Source organism: Bacteroides faecis MAJ27 (assembly GCF_900106755.1).
Lineage (GTDB): Bacteria > Bacteroidota > Bacteroidia > Bacteroidales > Bacteroidaceae > Bacteroides > Bacteroides faecis.
In genome coordinates this window covers 14,859-30,481 of the sequence record NZ_FNNN01000024.1, presented here as the reverse complement: position 1 = coordinate 30,481, position 15,623 = coordinate 14,859, and the positions used below count along the sequence as shown (strand labels likewise).

Annotated in this window: 9 protein-coding genes and 1 pseudogene; 3 read left to right on the top strand and 7 right to left on the bottom strand. The window is 39.4% G+C overall.

Translation table 11 applies throughout. The annotated features are described in order from the left end of the window. Nucleotides 1-33: 33 nt before the first annotated feature. The 3 genes and pseudogenes from BLW31_RS18245 to BLW31_RS18235 all read right to left on the bottom strand — a co-directional run bounded on the left by BLW31_RS18245 (nucleotide 34) and on the right by BLW31_RS18235 (nucleotide 7,786). Nucleotides 34-2,606 (bottom strand): annotated as a pseudogene (locus BLW31_RS18245) (SusC/RagA family TonB-linked outer membrane protein). A gap of 242 nt (nucleotides 2,607-2,848) precedes the next feature. Further along, nucleotides 2,849-4,681, bottom strand: coding sequence for a RagB/SusD family nutrient uptake outer membrane protein (locus tag BLW31_RS18240; protein ID WP_029425002.1), 1,833 nt, complete (start codon nucleotides 4,679-4,681; stop codon nucleotides 2,849-2,851). A gap of 18 nt (nucleotides 4,682-4,699) precedes the next feature. Next, complete coding sequence (locus tag BLW31_RS18235) at nucleotides 4,700-7,786, bottom strand: SusC/RagA family TonB-linked outer membrane protein (protein WP_010535381.1); 3,087 nt, start codon at nucleotides 7,784-7,786, stop codon at nucleotides 4,700-4,702. 329 nt (nucleotides 7,787-8,115) lie between these two features. Here BLW31_RS18235 and BLW31_RS18230 point away from each other — a divergent pair, with 329 nt between their 5' ends. The 3 genes from BLW31_RS18230 to BLW31_RS18220 all read left to right on the top strand — a co-directional run bounded on the left by BLW31_RS18230 (nucleotide 8,116) and on the right by BLW31_RS18220 (nucleotide 11,469). Further along, nucleotides 8,116-8,505: a helix-turn-helix domain-containing protein gene (locus tag BLW31_RS18230; protein ID WP_010535380.1), complete on the top strand. Its 390-nt coding sequence runs from the start codon at nucleotides 8,116-8,118 to the stop codon at nucleotides 8,503-8,505. A 43-nt stretch (nucleotides 8,506-8,548) separates the two neighbouring features. Next, a complete protein-coding gene (locus BLW31_RS18225; protein WP_011108252.1) occupies nucleotides 8,549-8,959 on the top strand; it encodes a helix-turn-helix domain-containing protein in 411 nt (136 codons plus the stop codon). Nucleotides 8,960-10,071: 1,112 nt separating this feature from the next. Next, nucleotides 10,072-11,469, top strand: a complete 1,398-nt coding sequence (locus tag BLW31_RS18220) for a bacteriophage abortive infection AbiH family protein (protein ID WP_010535378.1) — start codon at nucleotides 10,072-10,074, stop codon at nucleotides 11,467-11,469. Between the two features lie 230 nt (nucleotides 11,470-11,699). Here BLW31_RS18220 and BLW31_RS18215 read toward each other — a convergent pair whose 3' ends face one another. The 4 genes from BLW31_RS18215 to BLW31_RS18200 all read right to left on the bottom strand — a co-directional run bounded on the left by BLW31_RS18215 (nucleotide 11,700) and on the right by BLW31_RS18200 (nucleotide 15,512). Beyond that, a complete protein-coding gene (locus BLW31_RS18215) occupies nucleotides 11,700-12,068 on the bottom strand; it encodes a DUF6463 family protein (protein WP_010535377.1) in 369 nt (122 codons plus the stop codon). 81 nt (nucleotides 12,069-12,149) lie between these two features. Continuing rightward, a complete protein-coding gene (locus tag BLW31_RS18210) occupies nucleotides 12,150-12,953 on the bottom strand; it encodes an AraC family transcriptional regulator (protein ID WP_029424999.1) in 804 nt (267 codons plus the stop codon). 448 nt (nucleotides 12,954-13,401) lie between these two features. Beyond that, entirely contained in the window at nucleotides 13,402-14,019 is a 618-nt protein-coding gene (locus BLW31_RS18205) for a hypothetical protein (RefSeq protein WP_010535375.1), read from the bottom strand. Then, the gene (locus BLW31_RS18200; RefSeq protein WP_010535374.1) at nucleotides 14,010-15,512 is read right to left on the bottom strand and encodes a transglycosylase domain-containing protein; all 1,503 of its coding nucleotides are present in this window, start codon (nucleotides 15,510-15,512) and stop codon (nucleotides 14,010-14,012) included. Before BLW31_RS18200 ends, BLW31_RS18205 begins: the two co-directional genes overlap by 10 nt. Nucleotides 15,513-15,623: the final 111 nt, after the last annotated feature.

Below are 15,623 nucleotides of genomic sequence, written 5' to 3'. Positions count from 1 at the left end.
TATGCTGTTTATTTAGTTAGAATGACATGTGTGTTAGAATGATAATTGTGCTCCGAAACTGAAAGTACGCATAGCAGGAGCCTCACAAAAGACTTCGCCGTTGACGGGTGTTTCGGGGTCATACTGTTTCCATTTGGCCCAGGTCAGCAGGTTGTTTCCTGAGAAATATATGCGTACTTTGTCAATCATCAGTTTTTGCGTCCACTGGTTGGGCAGTGTGAAGCCGAGTGTAAAGTTCTTCAGGCGTAAATGATCGGTACTATGGATATAGCGGGACGAGTTGGTAGAAGTAGCCGATTCGTTATATACAAACCGGGGAATGTCTGTCTGATCTCCGGGATTCTGCCAACGGTTCATCATATATGCGGGTAAGTTGTATCGTGAACTATAGATGGAGCTAGTGCCGTTTTCAATATAAGTTCCCAGTTTGTCGAACGAGTAGCCGCCCAATGAATAAGTCAGCGTAAAAGTCAGGTCTATCCATTTGTAATTCAGAATATTGGTGAATCCTCCCGATACTTTGGGAGTGGCTGTTTTGTACGGAATGGATTCTGCTTTGTCAGCGTCGGTGGTAAGTTCGCGATTGTAGCTTCCGTCCTCATTTTTAGTGTTCAGGTAATATTGGGCATAACCGGTCTGTGGGTCTACTCCGGCAAACTCTTTTACATAAAACGTATGATAGGGGAGACCTACTTTATGGATGAACCATGTTCCCTCAATCGTTTGATCCAATAGTCCGTTGAGTGAAACAATCTTATTTCGGTTATGGCTCAGGTTGAAAACACTGGTCCAGTTAAAGTCGTTGGAAACAACGTTCAGCGTACGCAACTCAAATTCTATTCCCTTGTTGTTCAAGCGTCCGATGTTGCTCAAATAGCTGGTAAATCCGGTAGTGGCGCTGATGGGGAGGCTGTAGAGCAAGTCTTTGGTATCCCGGTTGTAATATTCCAGACTCGCGAAAATACGGTTAATAAATGAAAGGTCGATACCCAGGTTCAAACTGTAATTCTTTTCCCATGTCAACAAATCATTAGGTTGTGACGATTCATAAGATCCGGCTGCCTCCATGTAGTTTTCGCCATAACTGTATAGCCCTTTGTAGCCATAGTATGAGCCGGGTTGATTTCCGTTTACACCATACGAAGCACGTATCTTGACATCACTCAGAACCGGTTTTACGGCTTTCATAAAATTCTCGTTGCCCAAATGCCACATGCCCGATACAGACCAGAAATTACCCCAACGGTTGTTGGGTGAAAGACGTGAACTGCCGTCCCGGCGGTAACTTCCGGCAATGTAGTAGCGGTCGTCATAATCATAATTCAGTCGTGAAAGATATGAAATCATCCGATAGGCCTGAGTGGCAGACTTGAAACTGTTCAATACGGCGGCATTATCCGGTTCTGTCAGTTTATCACTGGGCAGTTTGGACTTTTCACCCGAAGCGTGGTCTGTCTGGTAACTTTCTATTTCATAAGCTGCCAATACATTCAGGTGATGCTTGTGGGCGAAAGTATGCACATAGTTCAGGGAGGTCGATGAAATCAGTTTGCCGTATTCAATAAAACCTTTGGCTGTCTGGGCATCGCTTCCGCTTTTAGGGCCAGCCGAACTCAAAGGGTTATAATAGCGTGAATCCTTCTGGATGGTATAATCATAGCTTAATGTTTCCTTTAGTTTGAGACCTTTGACCGGCTCTATCGCTGCGTAACCGGTTGAAAACATACGTGTCATACGCACGCGGTTGTAATCGGTCAATATATCACGCAACGGGTTCAGGCTGGTGCCGTCATAAGCTCCTACGTAGTTCCCTTCTTCATCACGTACCACCATGGAGGGTGTCATGGTCATAGCTACGCACAGGAAAGGGTTGATAGATGATCCGCGTTCTTCATTCATCTCCTGATTCATTTGTGAGAACATCATATTTGCTCCTACTTCTCCGTATTTGCCGACTTTTTGCGTCATGTTCAAACGTGCAGAGTAACGGTCCAGACTGGAGTTTTTGGCCAATCCTTCCTGACTGTTGTAGCCGAGCGAGGCATAGAATGTAGAACGGTCGTTACCGCCGGAGACGGAAGCTTCATAACTCTGATGTGTAGCGGTGCGGAGCAGTTCTTTTCGCCAGTCCGTGTATCCCATAGCCGGTTTATACGCATACGTGCCGATATTGGAACTGGCATATTCAGCCGGAGACTCCATACCGTTGTCTGTTGCATAATTCAGCAATCCTTCATAAAGAAGTTCTTCACGTTGGTCACCATTCAAGGTAGGGCGGAAGTCGACAGCCGCATGAGAGAAACCGCCTGACACGTTCAAATCCACACGTACCTTTCCGGTATTTCCTGTGTTTTCATTCCCACGTAAGATACGACCAGCATCTTGGTTCCGGCTTCAACGGACAACTGAAACTGACCGTTGATATCAGTAATCACTCCTTTGGTGGGATTTCCCTTTACACTGACGGTGGCGCCGATAAGTGGTTCATTATCCTCTGATGATATAACAACGCCCGATATGTTCAGTTGCTGAGCGGATGCATACGAAATACTCAACAAACTAAACAGTAAGCTAAAACATAATGTTAACCTTTGATTAATCTTCATACTTTTATATTTAAAAACACATTTGTTGTAAGGTCGATACAAAGTGTATACCAATGGGGTATAAAGAATTTCTTAAAAAGATAAGATACAGATTAACAGCGAAGTTGAAAAATGGATATTTGGGAGGAGGTGTGGAGGAAATGTGGAAAGGTGTGGAAAATATACCCAATCGTTGGTACAGTCAATAGTGTGGCTATATGGATCATTGTACCGATAATGATTGGGTATATGGGTATTATAATTTAATATCCCGGATTCTGATACTCGCTGCCATTAATAATGGTAGCGGTAAAGGTCGTAGAAATGGGACGTAAAGCATAATTCGGATCAAAGAACCGTGCGAGATCCGGGTGAGTATCTTTCAGATAATCGGAACTCTTGAACATCCCTGTCCGTTTCAAATCGTAGAAGCGGCAATATTCACCGCATAGTTCGCGTCCTCTTTCGTCTAATACGTCACGAACCGTCATGTTGCCCGTTAACGGATTTGCTCCGGCACGCTCGCGAACCTTATTCAGGTATTTGGCGGCATTCGCTCCTCCGTTCAGATAAATGTCAGCCTCTGCGGCAATCAGATAGACTTCCGCCATACGCATGATAAACGTAGCGTTTAAGTTTCCGTTTCTTTGTTTGGAGGCGTTTGCAACGTAATAGTTACTGCTGTTGTGCTTGTTTAGTGACGGATAATAGTAACGGAACAGATTCTCGCTGGTACCGTCGTTCTTGTAATTCCCTGTTACATTTGTATACGAGTAGTTCATATTCACATTGTTGTTTCTATCACTGTAGACATGGTTGTGATCAATCAACAAATAGTCGGTCTTGTGCTCATTCTGTTTTTCCGTAGAATAATCCGCATCCTGCGGCATGATAAATTTAATGGCCGGATCACCTTTCTTCAGAGTTTTGCCGATAACTGTTTCGTCTTTGTCGTACATGTGTACGGCACTTTCGTCCCAAGTATAACTTTTATTGGCCTTCCATTGGGTAGTGAATGACTGGTGGAATCTGGGGTCTAACGTGCCGTCATTCTGTACATACAGATTCAGCAAGTGTTGCGTAGGCATGAAGATGCCGCTGACGGAGCCTTCCCATGTCAGTCGTGTCTCCTGATTGTCTTCACGGGCACCGAACTTATTGATGTCACACAGGAAATACTCGTCATTGCGGTTTAACTTGTAGTTACCGTTGCTCGAACCGTGTCCGTCCGTGCCTGCATACCAGCGATGTTTCCAAAGCGCTTCCTTGTTTTCCCAGTTATTGCTTTCTTCGAATACTTCACTGTACGTAGGATACATATAAGTGTTGTATTTCCCGCCACCCGATTCGCAGTCGGAGATCAGCTGCAAGGCTGCGTCGAGAGCTTCCTGCAGGTATTCCGTGCTTCCATACTCGTAGGTCTGCAGACAGGCTTTTGCCAGAAAGCCGAGAGCGGCCTTCTTGGTTGGAGTGGTAGTCGTGGCATGATTCCCGATTGACAGCCATTCGGATGCGAATCTCAGGTCGGGCAGGATGACTTCTTTGTAGATAGTCATCGGGTCGGTGCGGACAGGAGAGTAGTTGAGGCTGGTTTCCGGTTCCGTAAGCATGGTTACCCCTCCGAATTGTTCCACTGCGTTGAAGTAATAGACAGCTCTCATGAAGCGGGCTTCGGCAATTTTCGCATTCCGTTCCTCTTCTGTGGTGTAGGGAGGCTTGTCGCCTAAGGCGATGGCTTCGTTGCAGGAACCTATTCCGTCATATGTCCCGTTCCACCAGTTATTGGTGTAGGTCGTGTTGGGCGATGTGCCGGCGAAAAACCAGAACCATTCGGTGTAGCTTGCCGATTGGTTAGCCTTGTACGTCCAGAGGTCCGTATCCCCTTCGGTCAGCGACATCCAGTCTGCGGCACCGTAGTAAAACCTTTCCATTGCGAAGTAGCACTGGTTGATCAGTGTTTCGTATCCCTCGGTTGAGGTAGCCAATGTTTCATTGGTAAATGCGCCCGGGTTGTACTCTTCCAGCGAGCAGGAATGCAGGAATAGTGCGGACAGCAGGACAGAGTAAAAAACTGTTTTTAAATGTATACTTTTCATTGTCATTTTCTTCTTTAATTAGAATGTGAGATTAACTCCAAATACAAATTGCCGATAGGTGGGAAACGCGTCCGAACCGTTCGTTTCGGGGTCTGTGTCCTTCAGTTGCTTGTCTTTCACAAAGATGAACGGATTGTAGGCCGTAGCGTAGATGCGGCATTTCTCCATCAATACTTTGCGGGAAATGTTGGCGGGGAGGGTATATCCCAGAGTGATATTCTTGATCTTGATGAAGGAGCCGTCGTGTACTCTCAGCGAAGGATATACCGTTTTTTGTTCGTCTCCCGTTCCGGGACGCGGGAAGTATGCGCCCTGATTGTCCTCTGTCCAGTAATCCACGCCTGCCAGCTGATTCTTGGTCACACTTTGCTCTGCGGTATAGTAGCCGAGCAGGTCACTGTTGATTGTCTGCCCGTAGCGTGCCATTGCAAAGACGGATAAATCGAAGTTCTTGTAGGTGAAGGAGTTGTTCAGTCCGATGATCCAGTCCGGATTCGTGTGTCCCAGAATCTGTCTGTCATCGGTGCTGTATTTATGTACTCCGCCGTCTCCGTTTTTATCCACTGTTTCTATCTTGATAAATCCCGGATTTACGCCATACGCATCCAGCGTCTCCTTTGGAGTGTCACTTCCCCAGATTCCTGCATATTTATAGCCGTAAATGGCATGAATCGGTTCACCGGTAAACAGGTTCTCGGAGATCAGGTCACCGTCGGGCAGCTTGTCTATCTTCTCCTTGCTCCAGGTGGCGGACAGGGTCGTGTTCCATGTAAAGTCCTTGTGCTGTATATTGTGGGAGTTCAATATCACTTCCACGCCCTGATTGCTGGTTTGGGCGATATTCTGCCAGATAGACAGAGGAGAACCCCATCCGGTCAGTCCGCTGGTGATGGGCAATATACGCTTGAATAATAATCCTTTGGTGGTTGTTCTGAACCATTCAATGGAACCGTCGATGCGGCTGTTCAGTATGCCGAAGTCCAGACCGATGTTCCAGTTGTACGATTTTTCCCAACCGAGGTCGGCACTGCCGTAAGTCTCCGAGTATTGTGTGAAAGGAACGATTTTTCCATTGACAGAGACTCCGCTGGCAGAATATACGTAGGCTTGTGTAGTGGTGCTGTAAGCGTCTGTTCCGCCGGAGTTGCCCGTGATGCCGTAGCTGACTCTCAGTTTCAGGTTGTCCAGCCAGCTTCGTGTCTTTTCCATAAAAGCCTCGTCGGAAATTCTCCAGGCTATGGCGCCTGCCGGGAAAGCATCCCATTTGTGTCCGGCGGAGAATTGTGAGACACCGTCCCAACGGGTGGAGAAGTTGAATAAGTATTTGCTCTTGTATGAATAGTTGAGGCGGAAAGCAAAAGACATTTTCTGTGTCTGTGCGAAGTCCGATTCCACATGTGGGGAGGAACCCGAAGTCAACCGCCAGAACGACCATTGGTCTACCATCTGTCCGCTTGCGGCAGCCATGTTGCTTTCCGACTGGTTCTTGTTCCACGAAGTGATTAAAGAACCTCCTACCGTATGCGCTTTGGCAAGGGTCGTGCTGTATGCCAGAATGTTTTCCCACGTGTAATTCCATGCGTTGTCATTGGTGATGGAGGCGTGAGGCGAACCCGCATAACTCGGACGGTTGGCGTTGCATTGGTTTCCCCAGTATTGTCCTCGTCGGGAATGGTTCAATGTCCCGTTGATCCGGCTGGTGAATGTGAAATCTTTGAGAGGAGTCAGTTCGACATACCCGCTCATATTCAGGTAAGTGGAACGGGTGTTGTTCGCATATTGATTCTCTATAAAATCTCCCATCGGCGAATACTGCCCTGTGATATATTCGTGATTGATCTTGCCTTCCTCATCGTAGGCATTCCCCAACGGGAAAGCGGAGAGGGAACGGGTAAACGTGTTTTTCACGCCGGAATTCAAATCACGGTACACCAGATTGGAGGTAAAACCGACTTTCGCCCACGAAAAGAGTTGCTGGTCGATGTTGAGCCGTAAAGAGTACCGGTTCAGATTTTCATTGCTGAGCAGGCCTTCTTCCCGGTTGTAGGAGGTCGAAGCGAATATCCTTGTCTTTTCCGTTCCGCTGCTTACCGAAAGGCTGTACTTTTGTGTGGTAGCTGTATTGCCGGAAACCTCGTCTACCCAGTCAATCCATTTTCCGGCATTATACGCATCTGTAAAAGCCTGTTTGCCCAGTAGTGCAGACATATCGGAAGGGAAATCACCGTTCTTATATCGGTATGCCTCTTTCTGGTAAGTCACCCATTCATCCTGAGTCATTCCGTGTTTGTAGTTGGGCGATCCGCTGAAGCCGTAATACGCGTCAAAGTTGATTGTGGCTTTGCCTTCTTTTCCTCTTTTGGTGGTGATAATCACAACACCGTTTGCTCCTGCCGAACCGTAAATGGCGGTGGATGAAGCATCCTTCAGAACATCGACACTTTCAATATCGGAAGGGTTGACCTGACTATAGCTTCCGGGGATTCCGTCGATAATAAACAGTGGCTCGTTATTGCCATATATGGAACGCGAACCACGCAGCAAGATGCTGACTTCACCGCCTACCTGTCCCGATGTTTTGGTGATGTCCATGCCGGGTATCTTTCCTTGAAGAGCTTCCATCACATTACTGGTAGGAGCAGCCAGTACCTCGGCACTTTTGACAGAGGTTACCGCTCCTGTCAGATCCCGCTTTTTGACGGAACCGTATCCTACTACTACCACTTCGTCAATCAGTCGGGCATCTTCCACCATCGTGATTTCCAGTTTGCTTTTATTGCGTGTGCTGACTTCCTGTTCTATGTATCCCATGTAAGATACTTTGAGTACTGCGTTGGGCGAAACACGCAGTGTGAAGAGTCCGTCTACATTTGTAATAGTCCCGTTGTTTGTGCCTTTTTCTACAATATTAGCTCCGATTATCGTCTCCCCCTGAGAGTTTTTCACTACGCCGGAGATGCTTCTGCTCTGCTGGCCGTAGACTTGTGTGGCTCCGACTACCGATATTATTCCTGTTAAAAGGAATAGCAGGTAGAATCTTATCATATAAACTGTCTTTAGGGTAACGTCTGTCCCTATGTTTGTTTTATCAGAAAATGATTTCATGTTTTTTGTTTAATTGTATGTTCACTAATTGGTTTTTGAATAGTTAAATCTCTGAATGATTTAAATCTATGTCCGATTATACCGATTTGATTTACTCCATAGGCTATTAGATTTTATTGGTTAAAACTGCGATTGTACCGTGAATTGACGGTCAATCTCTGAGTGTATGTATTTGATGTGGCGCCACGGTCAATATCAACTTATTTAGACTGATTGGACAAAAGTAGGCATAGAGCGTTGTGGATTGAAAAAAATAAAGTTGACTTTAAGTCAGAATGGGTTGATTTTTACTATCTTTGTCTCAATGTAATCACATAAAGAACAATAATATGGATGTCGAAGTAAAAAATAAAGCAAACAGGAGGCACGTCGGACATAATCTGCAAAAGATCCGTGTTTATTTTGGTATGAAGCAGGAGGCTTTAGCGGCTGATCTTGGTGTAAATCAACAGGTCATTTCAAAGATTGAAAAACAGGAAGAAATCGAAGAAGGGCTTCTAAATCAAATAGCTTCTGTATTGGGGATATCTGCTGAGGTGATTAAGGATTTTGATGTTGAGAAGGCAATATATAATATCAATAACATTAGAGATAACACCTTTGAACAAGGAGCTACATCAATAGCCCAGCAGTTCAATCCATTGGATAAAATCGTGGAATTGTATGAACGTCTGCTGCAAAGTGAGAGAGAGAAAATTGAATTATTAAAGAAAAGGTGATTATTATTAGTTGATTAACTAATTTAACTAAGAAATAAATATTATGGAAACAGAAACTTATACAAACAGTTCACATTTGGGGCGTAAAATAGAAAGAATACGCCGTCTTCGTGGTATGACTCAAACGGATTTGGGTGAGTTACTAGGGGTGACAAAACAGGCTATTTCCAAAATGGAACAAGCGGAAAAGATAGATGATGAGAAGTTAAAACAAGTGGCTACTGCATTGGGGGTTACAGAAGAAGGCTTAAAGAAATTTACAGAAGAAACTGTATTATACTATACAAGCAATTTCTATGAGAACTGCCATGTAAGCGCATCTAATATAGGGCCTATTACTCATGTGGAAAATCTCAACCATTTTTCAATGGATCAAGCAGTGAAGTTATTTGAGGAGTTACTTAAAATCGAAAGAGATAAATATGATAAGGGAAAAGAGGAAAGCGCTAAATAATAATAGGTTTATCCTTTTCCTTATTTAGGATTCTTAGAAATATATGATAAAGCTCCATTTAGTTGTTCGGACATTGAAGAATAACTAAATGGAGCTTTAATTTGATAGATATCCTATAAATGTGTTCTAATCAAATAATTGATAGAAGTCAGCAATTGAATTATTGCTTCTTGCTTATCATTTAAAATGGGTTGAATGATTTAATAATGGGCTAAATGATTTAACAATGAGCAAACCGGTACAGAAATGAACTACACTGTCTATATATAAATTCAAATCATACAAATCTAAAAGTGGTTTATTGGATAAAGAATTCTTATGCTAAATTTAGCTCCGGCTTGTGCAATGAATAATCCCTTCCAGTGCATAAATTAATTCGTCCGCCTATAGCCGGACGCAAGTTTGCCTATAGCCGACGTTTCGTTTGCCTATAGCCGGATGAAACGTTGCCTATAGGCGGACGAATTAATTTATGCACCCGCGGATATTATTTTTTATAGAGAAAATGTTTATTGTGTTCGTCTGCAATGATTGCAGTAACTCGAAAGTAGATTCAAGAAACATCAATAGAGTAAGTAACTCATAGTCACTTTTTCCCATAATACTCTATTATACAAATGAATACAATGCACCTTCTTTTTTGGGTATTATGTTCTCTCTCTGTATATTTGAATGTCGCAATCATGCTTTTCTATCTATGATATTGATTGGCGCATATAGTGCGATAACTAACTCACATAATGTGCAATAGCTACCGCACATGATATGGATTAGCTATCGCACATTATGTGAGTTAGCTTAAAGGCATAAATTATTTTATAGAATGACAATTTCAAATCAGCAGACTATGTGTCTGTTTACATTAAAAGAATAAGAAGATGCATTGTAACAGGCTGAACAGTTGAATGATAGATGAAAATATGATTTGCTGACGAAGTTTTATTTTATTCATAGCTACATAGCAATAAGTCAAACGGTATGAAATTGGTTAGTTATCTTTGGGCAATGAGACTAGCGAACTTTGAAAATTATTATCTTTGTTACCTTATGTAATGATACAGTTTGGTCTAGAACAATAGATACTGTAATTTGTGACTGAAAATTTGATAATTATGAACATTGGCGATAGTGATATTCTATATTCTTTTGATAGAGCCCGTCTAATTGACAGAGCTTGCAATGGATTCATGAGAATAGACGGGCTTACCTTTAAACGAGCTAGAGATTATATGGACAAATATAGTGCTCGTGATTATTTGATGCAATGTCCACTTGACCTTTCAACGAAAGAATTGGTCAGTGGGATGAAAGATTATTGCCTGCAGCGTAGAGCCGAAATGCTCGAACCTTATCGAAAAAAAAGATATTCAATTAATGGTGATCCCATTCATCATCTTTATATTATAGGTAATGGATTTGACAGATATCATGGTGCTGATTCTACTTATATGGATTTTCGCAATTACCTATTAAAGCGCAATGATTTTGTCGTGAAGATGTTCGAACTCTTCTTCGGTCCCCGATCTATGATGAATAATTTTGATGATTATAATGATTATCTTTTGTGCCTACAATACGGACGCAAATTGCCAGCTCCAAAGAACACTTGGGCTAAAGACTATTTATGGAAGGATTTTGAAAAATATCTTAGTGAACTGAACAGGGAACGTATTTTTGATTTTGTTGATGAGAATTTGCCGCGATTATACGAAGATGACGAGAATTTTAGTTATGCTGAATATTTAGGTCCTATAGATATTGTTGCTGATGTTGTTTCTTCTTGTACCTTCGAAATGCAATATCAGTTTCACCGGTGGATTAATACCATACATTACAAGAAAGGGTTTAGGAAGAATATGCTGTATCTTGATCCGAACGCTGCTTACCTGAATTTTAATTATACATTGTTTCTTGAAACAGAATATAATATTTCCCGGGAACATATTCTTTATATTCACGGAGATAGAAGACAGAAATTTGGCTCTTTGGTTTTAGGGCATAATGTAGAGGATAATGAAGTCGCTTTTGATGAGTGGGTTCATAAACATAAAAATCGTCGGAGATATCGCCCGAATCTGAAGGATAAGAAGGGTAAATATTTTGCCAATGATAAGTTGGTCTATCTCGCTTTCTTTTTAAAGGATATGAAAAAAGGGAATTGGAAAAATCCAATAAGATATTATGCTGTAGATCATATTGAGGAGCGTTTGGAAAATTATTATGCGAAGAACATAAAACATTCTAATGACATAATAGATCATAACTTGGGCTTTTTTGAGTCGCTGAATGATTTGAAAGAGATTACATTGCTTGGTCATTCGCTGGGTGATGTAGACTTTCCATATTTTAAGGCAATTGTTGAAAATGTAAGAAATGTGGATGATCTGATTTGGAATTTTAGTTATTATAGTGATAATGATATTAAAAATATCAGAAGATTTTGCAGACATCTGAATATTCCCCAAGGAAAAAATGTCCGGCATTTCAAGATGTCTGATATAAAGCGGTAGCCGGACTCACATCATTCGCATACCTTTAATTCTAAACGATCTGTTTGGTGGTGTGTGACTAGTTAATGCTGCTATTATGCAGTGTTCTATTGTATAGGTGTGTACGCTTTCTGCCTTGAGCAGAGTTTCTAAAACCAGAATCGCTAGTAGGTCTTTAAGACTCGAATGTGATTTGTTTAATGGTTATGAGGGCAGGCACAAGTCTGCCCTCTTTTCAAAATTGAAGGATATCACAATCCTCTTTTTTTATTTGAATAAATAATAATAATTGCTTGCGGCAAAAAGAGCCAGAAACCGGAGGCAGGTTCAATAATACAACCGATTATGGTAAGCAGTAAAATAGAGTAACCTAAAAATACGGGTGCCGGTTTTTGTTCTTTTCTGATATAATATTGAAGCGTTTGCCCCAAAAGGATAAGTATTACTCCACAGATCAAGAACCAAAAGGCGAATCCTTGACTATAATTCTCTCCAATAGAGTTTACCAATCCATTTCTGAGCATTTCCGAAAAAGCATCTTTTCCGATAAATAGTGCATAAATCGTATGAATGATTCCTGTCGCTGTTAAAAATGTCCCACTATATTTCCAAAGTTTCATGTTCTTATTATTTATATACTTGGTTAATGCTGCAAATATAAAGTATAATAAGATATGGGTATTGGATGAATTCGACTTTTTTTATTTTGTATAAATGATAGTAGTCTCATTATCGGGGGGCAATGATAAAAAGAAATTTGGAGTACTACCGGATAGCTTTTTCACTTCTCTTGATAAATGAGAAGCATCATAATATCCGGCTTTTACTGCTACTGATAAAAGGTTGTCAGATGATTCGTTCCTCAATATTTTAATCGCATTCTTGAATCTTACTATACTGTTATATTTTTGAGGAGTAAAACCTGTATGTAACTTGAATTTTCGTTCAAAGTGTCGTTGGCACAGATTAACTTCGTTCATTAAATGGCTTATGGATATCTTGCCTTCATGCGCATTAATTTGATTCACAGCATATGCGATTTGTGCATCCATTGTATGGTCGCTTTTATATAGGTGTTCTTTCAGATAGCGTTCTATTAAATTAATCTTGCCCTGAATACCCTGTTCTTCGAATAACCTTTCAGCAAAAGAATCGCTGAAAATAGTATCTAAGTCATTCACACTTAATCTTATATTTGTCAATTCGCTTAGAGAAATTTTCATAAAACGGGATAGTCCGCATGGACGAAAGCGAACTCCAAATGTATTGATAGTACCTGATGATGTTATTAATGTCGAACAGATGTTCATGGGACCAATAAAATAAGAATGATAAGGTTGCATCATAATGCCGTGATTAACTGTACTTTCTAATATAAACATAAAATCTGTACATCCATCTGTAGATAATTTTATTTGCATACCTTGTTCTGTTTGGCCTTTGAATTCCCAATATCTATCAACATAGGGAGCAAGTATATGGCATGGTAAGTATTCTTTGTACATATTTAGAAAGGGTATCTGTTGAAAAACGATCTGATAGTACAAATATAAGCAATCGTATAGGATTCCTATTGTACGATTTCGACATTTGTATTTGTTTTAGATTCTTTATAATAGGAAATTTAATTCCTTATTGTGCTGCTTTCGGGTAGACATTGAGTATGTCTCTTTATTCTTTTTACCATCATCCTTGGTTTAAGATATTGCACATCTTGCGTTATGAAAAAGAGCAACTCAAAAAATAACTTTGAATTGCTCTCTTATTTTAGTGATCCGCCTGGGATTCTCCTAAGAGAGTTACCATGCTGATATTTAAAACTTTATATTTTTAGCTTCAAGCATATCCCATGATTTAACCCACTAATTTGCTACGTGCTTTTGCGGTAGTTTGCTCATGGAGAATACTGGGAACAAAGATATGCAATTCATTTGCATTATTAAAAATATGTAGCTATATTATATATTTCTCAAGAATCAACATCACAGCAAATATGAATATACAGCAAAATATAATCCATACAACAGATAAAAAGACAATACTTTTTATGAGATAGAAAATAGCAATTAGGATAAATACTATAAAGCTTATAGCTTTAATTAGTTGTATAAAATATGCTATTACTCTTTTATAAGTATTAGTCGTGTCATGTTTTAGAAAATATTGATTTTCTTTTCGAATTATCTCTGCACATTTATCAATCGTTTCTCTTAGCTCCTTTCTTGTGTCTAACACTAATCTTTCATTAGTCACTTCTTTAAATGCAATCTCTATAATATTTACAATTATCTTTTCATCAACATAAGCCAGTTTGTCTGATAGAATTATTTTTTGTAGTTCTTCCTTTATATTTGTCTCTTGAGGAAATAATGCAATTATATTTATATAATTGTACAGTTCTGACAATATGCCAATCCTTTTTTCTGTTACTTTGAAAAAAGTTTCTCTAGATTGTCTCATAGGTGTTTTGATTAATTCTTTACATATCCAAGCTATGAAACCTACTAAAAGCGTAATTAATATACTTAATATGTCTTTATTCTCAGATATGAAATTATTGATTACATCCATGTGTACATTTTTTTTGGGCTAAAAATATTTCGAGCAATATTTTTAATAGAGTTAATAAAGCTTCCATCTTTAGAATAATCATTTATAGAGTTTTCTTGCCTCATTATCCCTAAGACAATCTTTTCATTCCCTAAAATTGCAAATCTTTCTTTATTTCCATTTGTAGTCCCTGTTTTTAAAAATAAGTTATTTATATCTATTCCTAGTTTTATTTTTGCTATTTGACATAATAGTTGCTTGCATTCATTTTTAAAAGGATCATCATTGTTTAGGAAAAAATCAGCATATAATTTAGTGAGCTCAAATAAAGAAATTCCATCGCTAGTTGCTCCAAGAATGCTAGATGGGTGTATATTGCTCTCTTCTTTATTTAGTAAACTAGCTATGAATTTTAAGACGTTATTCATGCCTATTTTATTGGCAGCATTTATAAAAGCGTTGTTATTTGATGTCAAAAGTGCTTCTTGTATATTTAAGACAGACTTGCTGGGTAGTTCTGCTTCCTTTACGTTCCATTTTTGATTGTTAATTGTAGTTATGCAATTAAATGTTTCTTCTTTTGAAACCCCATTTTCTCTATAAAAAGTATATAAAAAAGGTTTTAATGTAGAGCCTATATTAGAATGAAAAGTAAGAGGATAATCTATTCCATATTTACTATTAATACCGATTATTTTCCCATCTTGTAAAATAACAATTGATATGGGATAAGGAGATTTTTCTATAGTGTAATTAATAAAATTCTGTAAATCAAAATTGAGGCTTGTTAGTATGCTTGATTTCTTATTATTGATAGATTTTGTGATATATGGTATTACAGATGGAGGAATTATTGACAGTTTATTGTATTCAAAGTTGTATGTCCACATTTTATTATTCTGATAAACATTCTTACTTATAATTCCTTTTTTAAAAAGAATTTCATTAAGAAGGTTGTATCTTTTCATGCATAAATCAGAGTGTCTTATATAATAATTTGGTCCTCTTAATATGGTTAATAGTAATAGTTGTTCTTGTTGTGATAAGAGATAAGGCTCTTTGGCAAAATAGTATAAACTTGCTGCTCTTATTCCATATAAGTTTTTTCCCCAATAAATATTGTTAAAATATAAATCTAATATCTCTTCTTTTGTGTGTTCTCTCTCTAAGGACATAGCATACAGTATTTCTTTTATCTTTCGATGAAAGGTTATAGAATGGTCTTCGAATAGATTGCGAGCTAACTGTTGTGTTATGGTGCTTCCTCCTTGTATGATTCTTCGAGCTTTGATATTCATATATAAGGCTCTTGATATTGATTTTATATCAATTCCTAGGTGTGAAAAGTAGCGCTTGTCTTCAATTGCTATCAGATTTTTTCTTATTTTCCTACTATAATGCGTTACAATGGCTTTCTGTTTGTAAGATTGTGAAACTATACCAAAAGGAATTTTTCGGTTCCTTTTGCCTTGTGTGTACGTAACAAAACCTATATATTCATTATCTTGAAACATAATTCTTACTTTTTTGCAAAGATACAACATTAATGAGTATTTTAAAAATTGAAAGGTGATGATTTATAATGGTTTGGTAATCTTAGGCATGAGTGTACTACTTTTATAATT

What these genes read in the sequence shown, in the direction of transcription:
- BLW31_RS18240 (WP_029425002.1), bottom strand. Translation starts at nt 4,681, where the DNA reads ATGAAAAGTATACATTTAAAAACAGTTTTTTACTCTGTCCTGCTGTCC.
- BLW31_RS18235 (WP_010535381.1), bottom strand. Translation starts at nt 7,786, where the DNA reads ATGAAATCATTTTCTGATAAAACAAACATAGGGACAGACGTTACCCTA.
- BLW31_RS18230 (WP_010535380.1), top strand. Translation starts at nt 8,116, where the DNA reads ATGGATGTCGAAGTAAAAAATAAAGCAAACAGGAGGCACGTCGGACAT.
- BLW31_RS18225 (WP_011108252.1), top strand. Translation starts at nt 8,549, where the DNA reads ATGGAAACAGAAACTTATACAAACAGTTCACATTTGGGGCGTAAAATA.
- BLW31_RS18220 (WP_010535378.1), top strand. Translation starts at nt 10,072, where the DNA reads ATGAACATTGGCGATAGTGATATTCTATATTCTTTTGATAGAGCCCGT.
- BLW31_RS18215 (WP_010535377.1), bottom strand. Translation starts at nt 12,068, where the DNA reads ATGAAACTTTGGAAATATAGTGGGACATTTTTAACAGCGACAGGAATC.
- BLW31_RS18210 (WP_029424999.1), bottom strand. Translation starts at nt 12,953, where the DNA reads ATGTACAAAGAATACTTACCATGCCATATACTTGCTCCCTATGTTGAT.
- BLW31_RS18205 (WP_010535375.1), bottom strand. Translation starts at nt 14,019, where the DNA reads ATGGATGTAATCAATAATTTCATATCTGAGAATAAAGACATATTAAGT.
- BLW31_RS18200 (WP_010535374.1), bottom strand. Translation starts at nt 15,512, where the DNA reads ATGTTTCAAGATAATGAATATATAGGTTTTGTTACGTACACACAAGGC.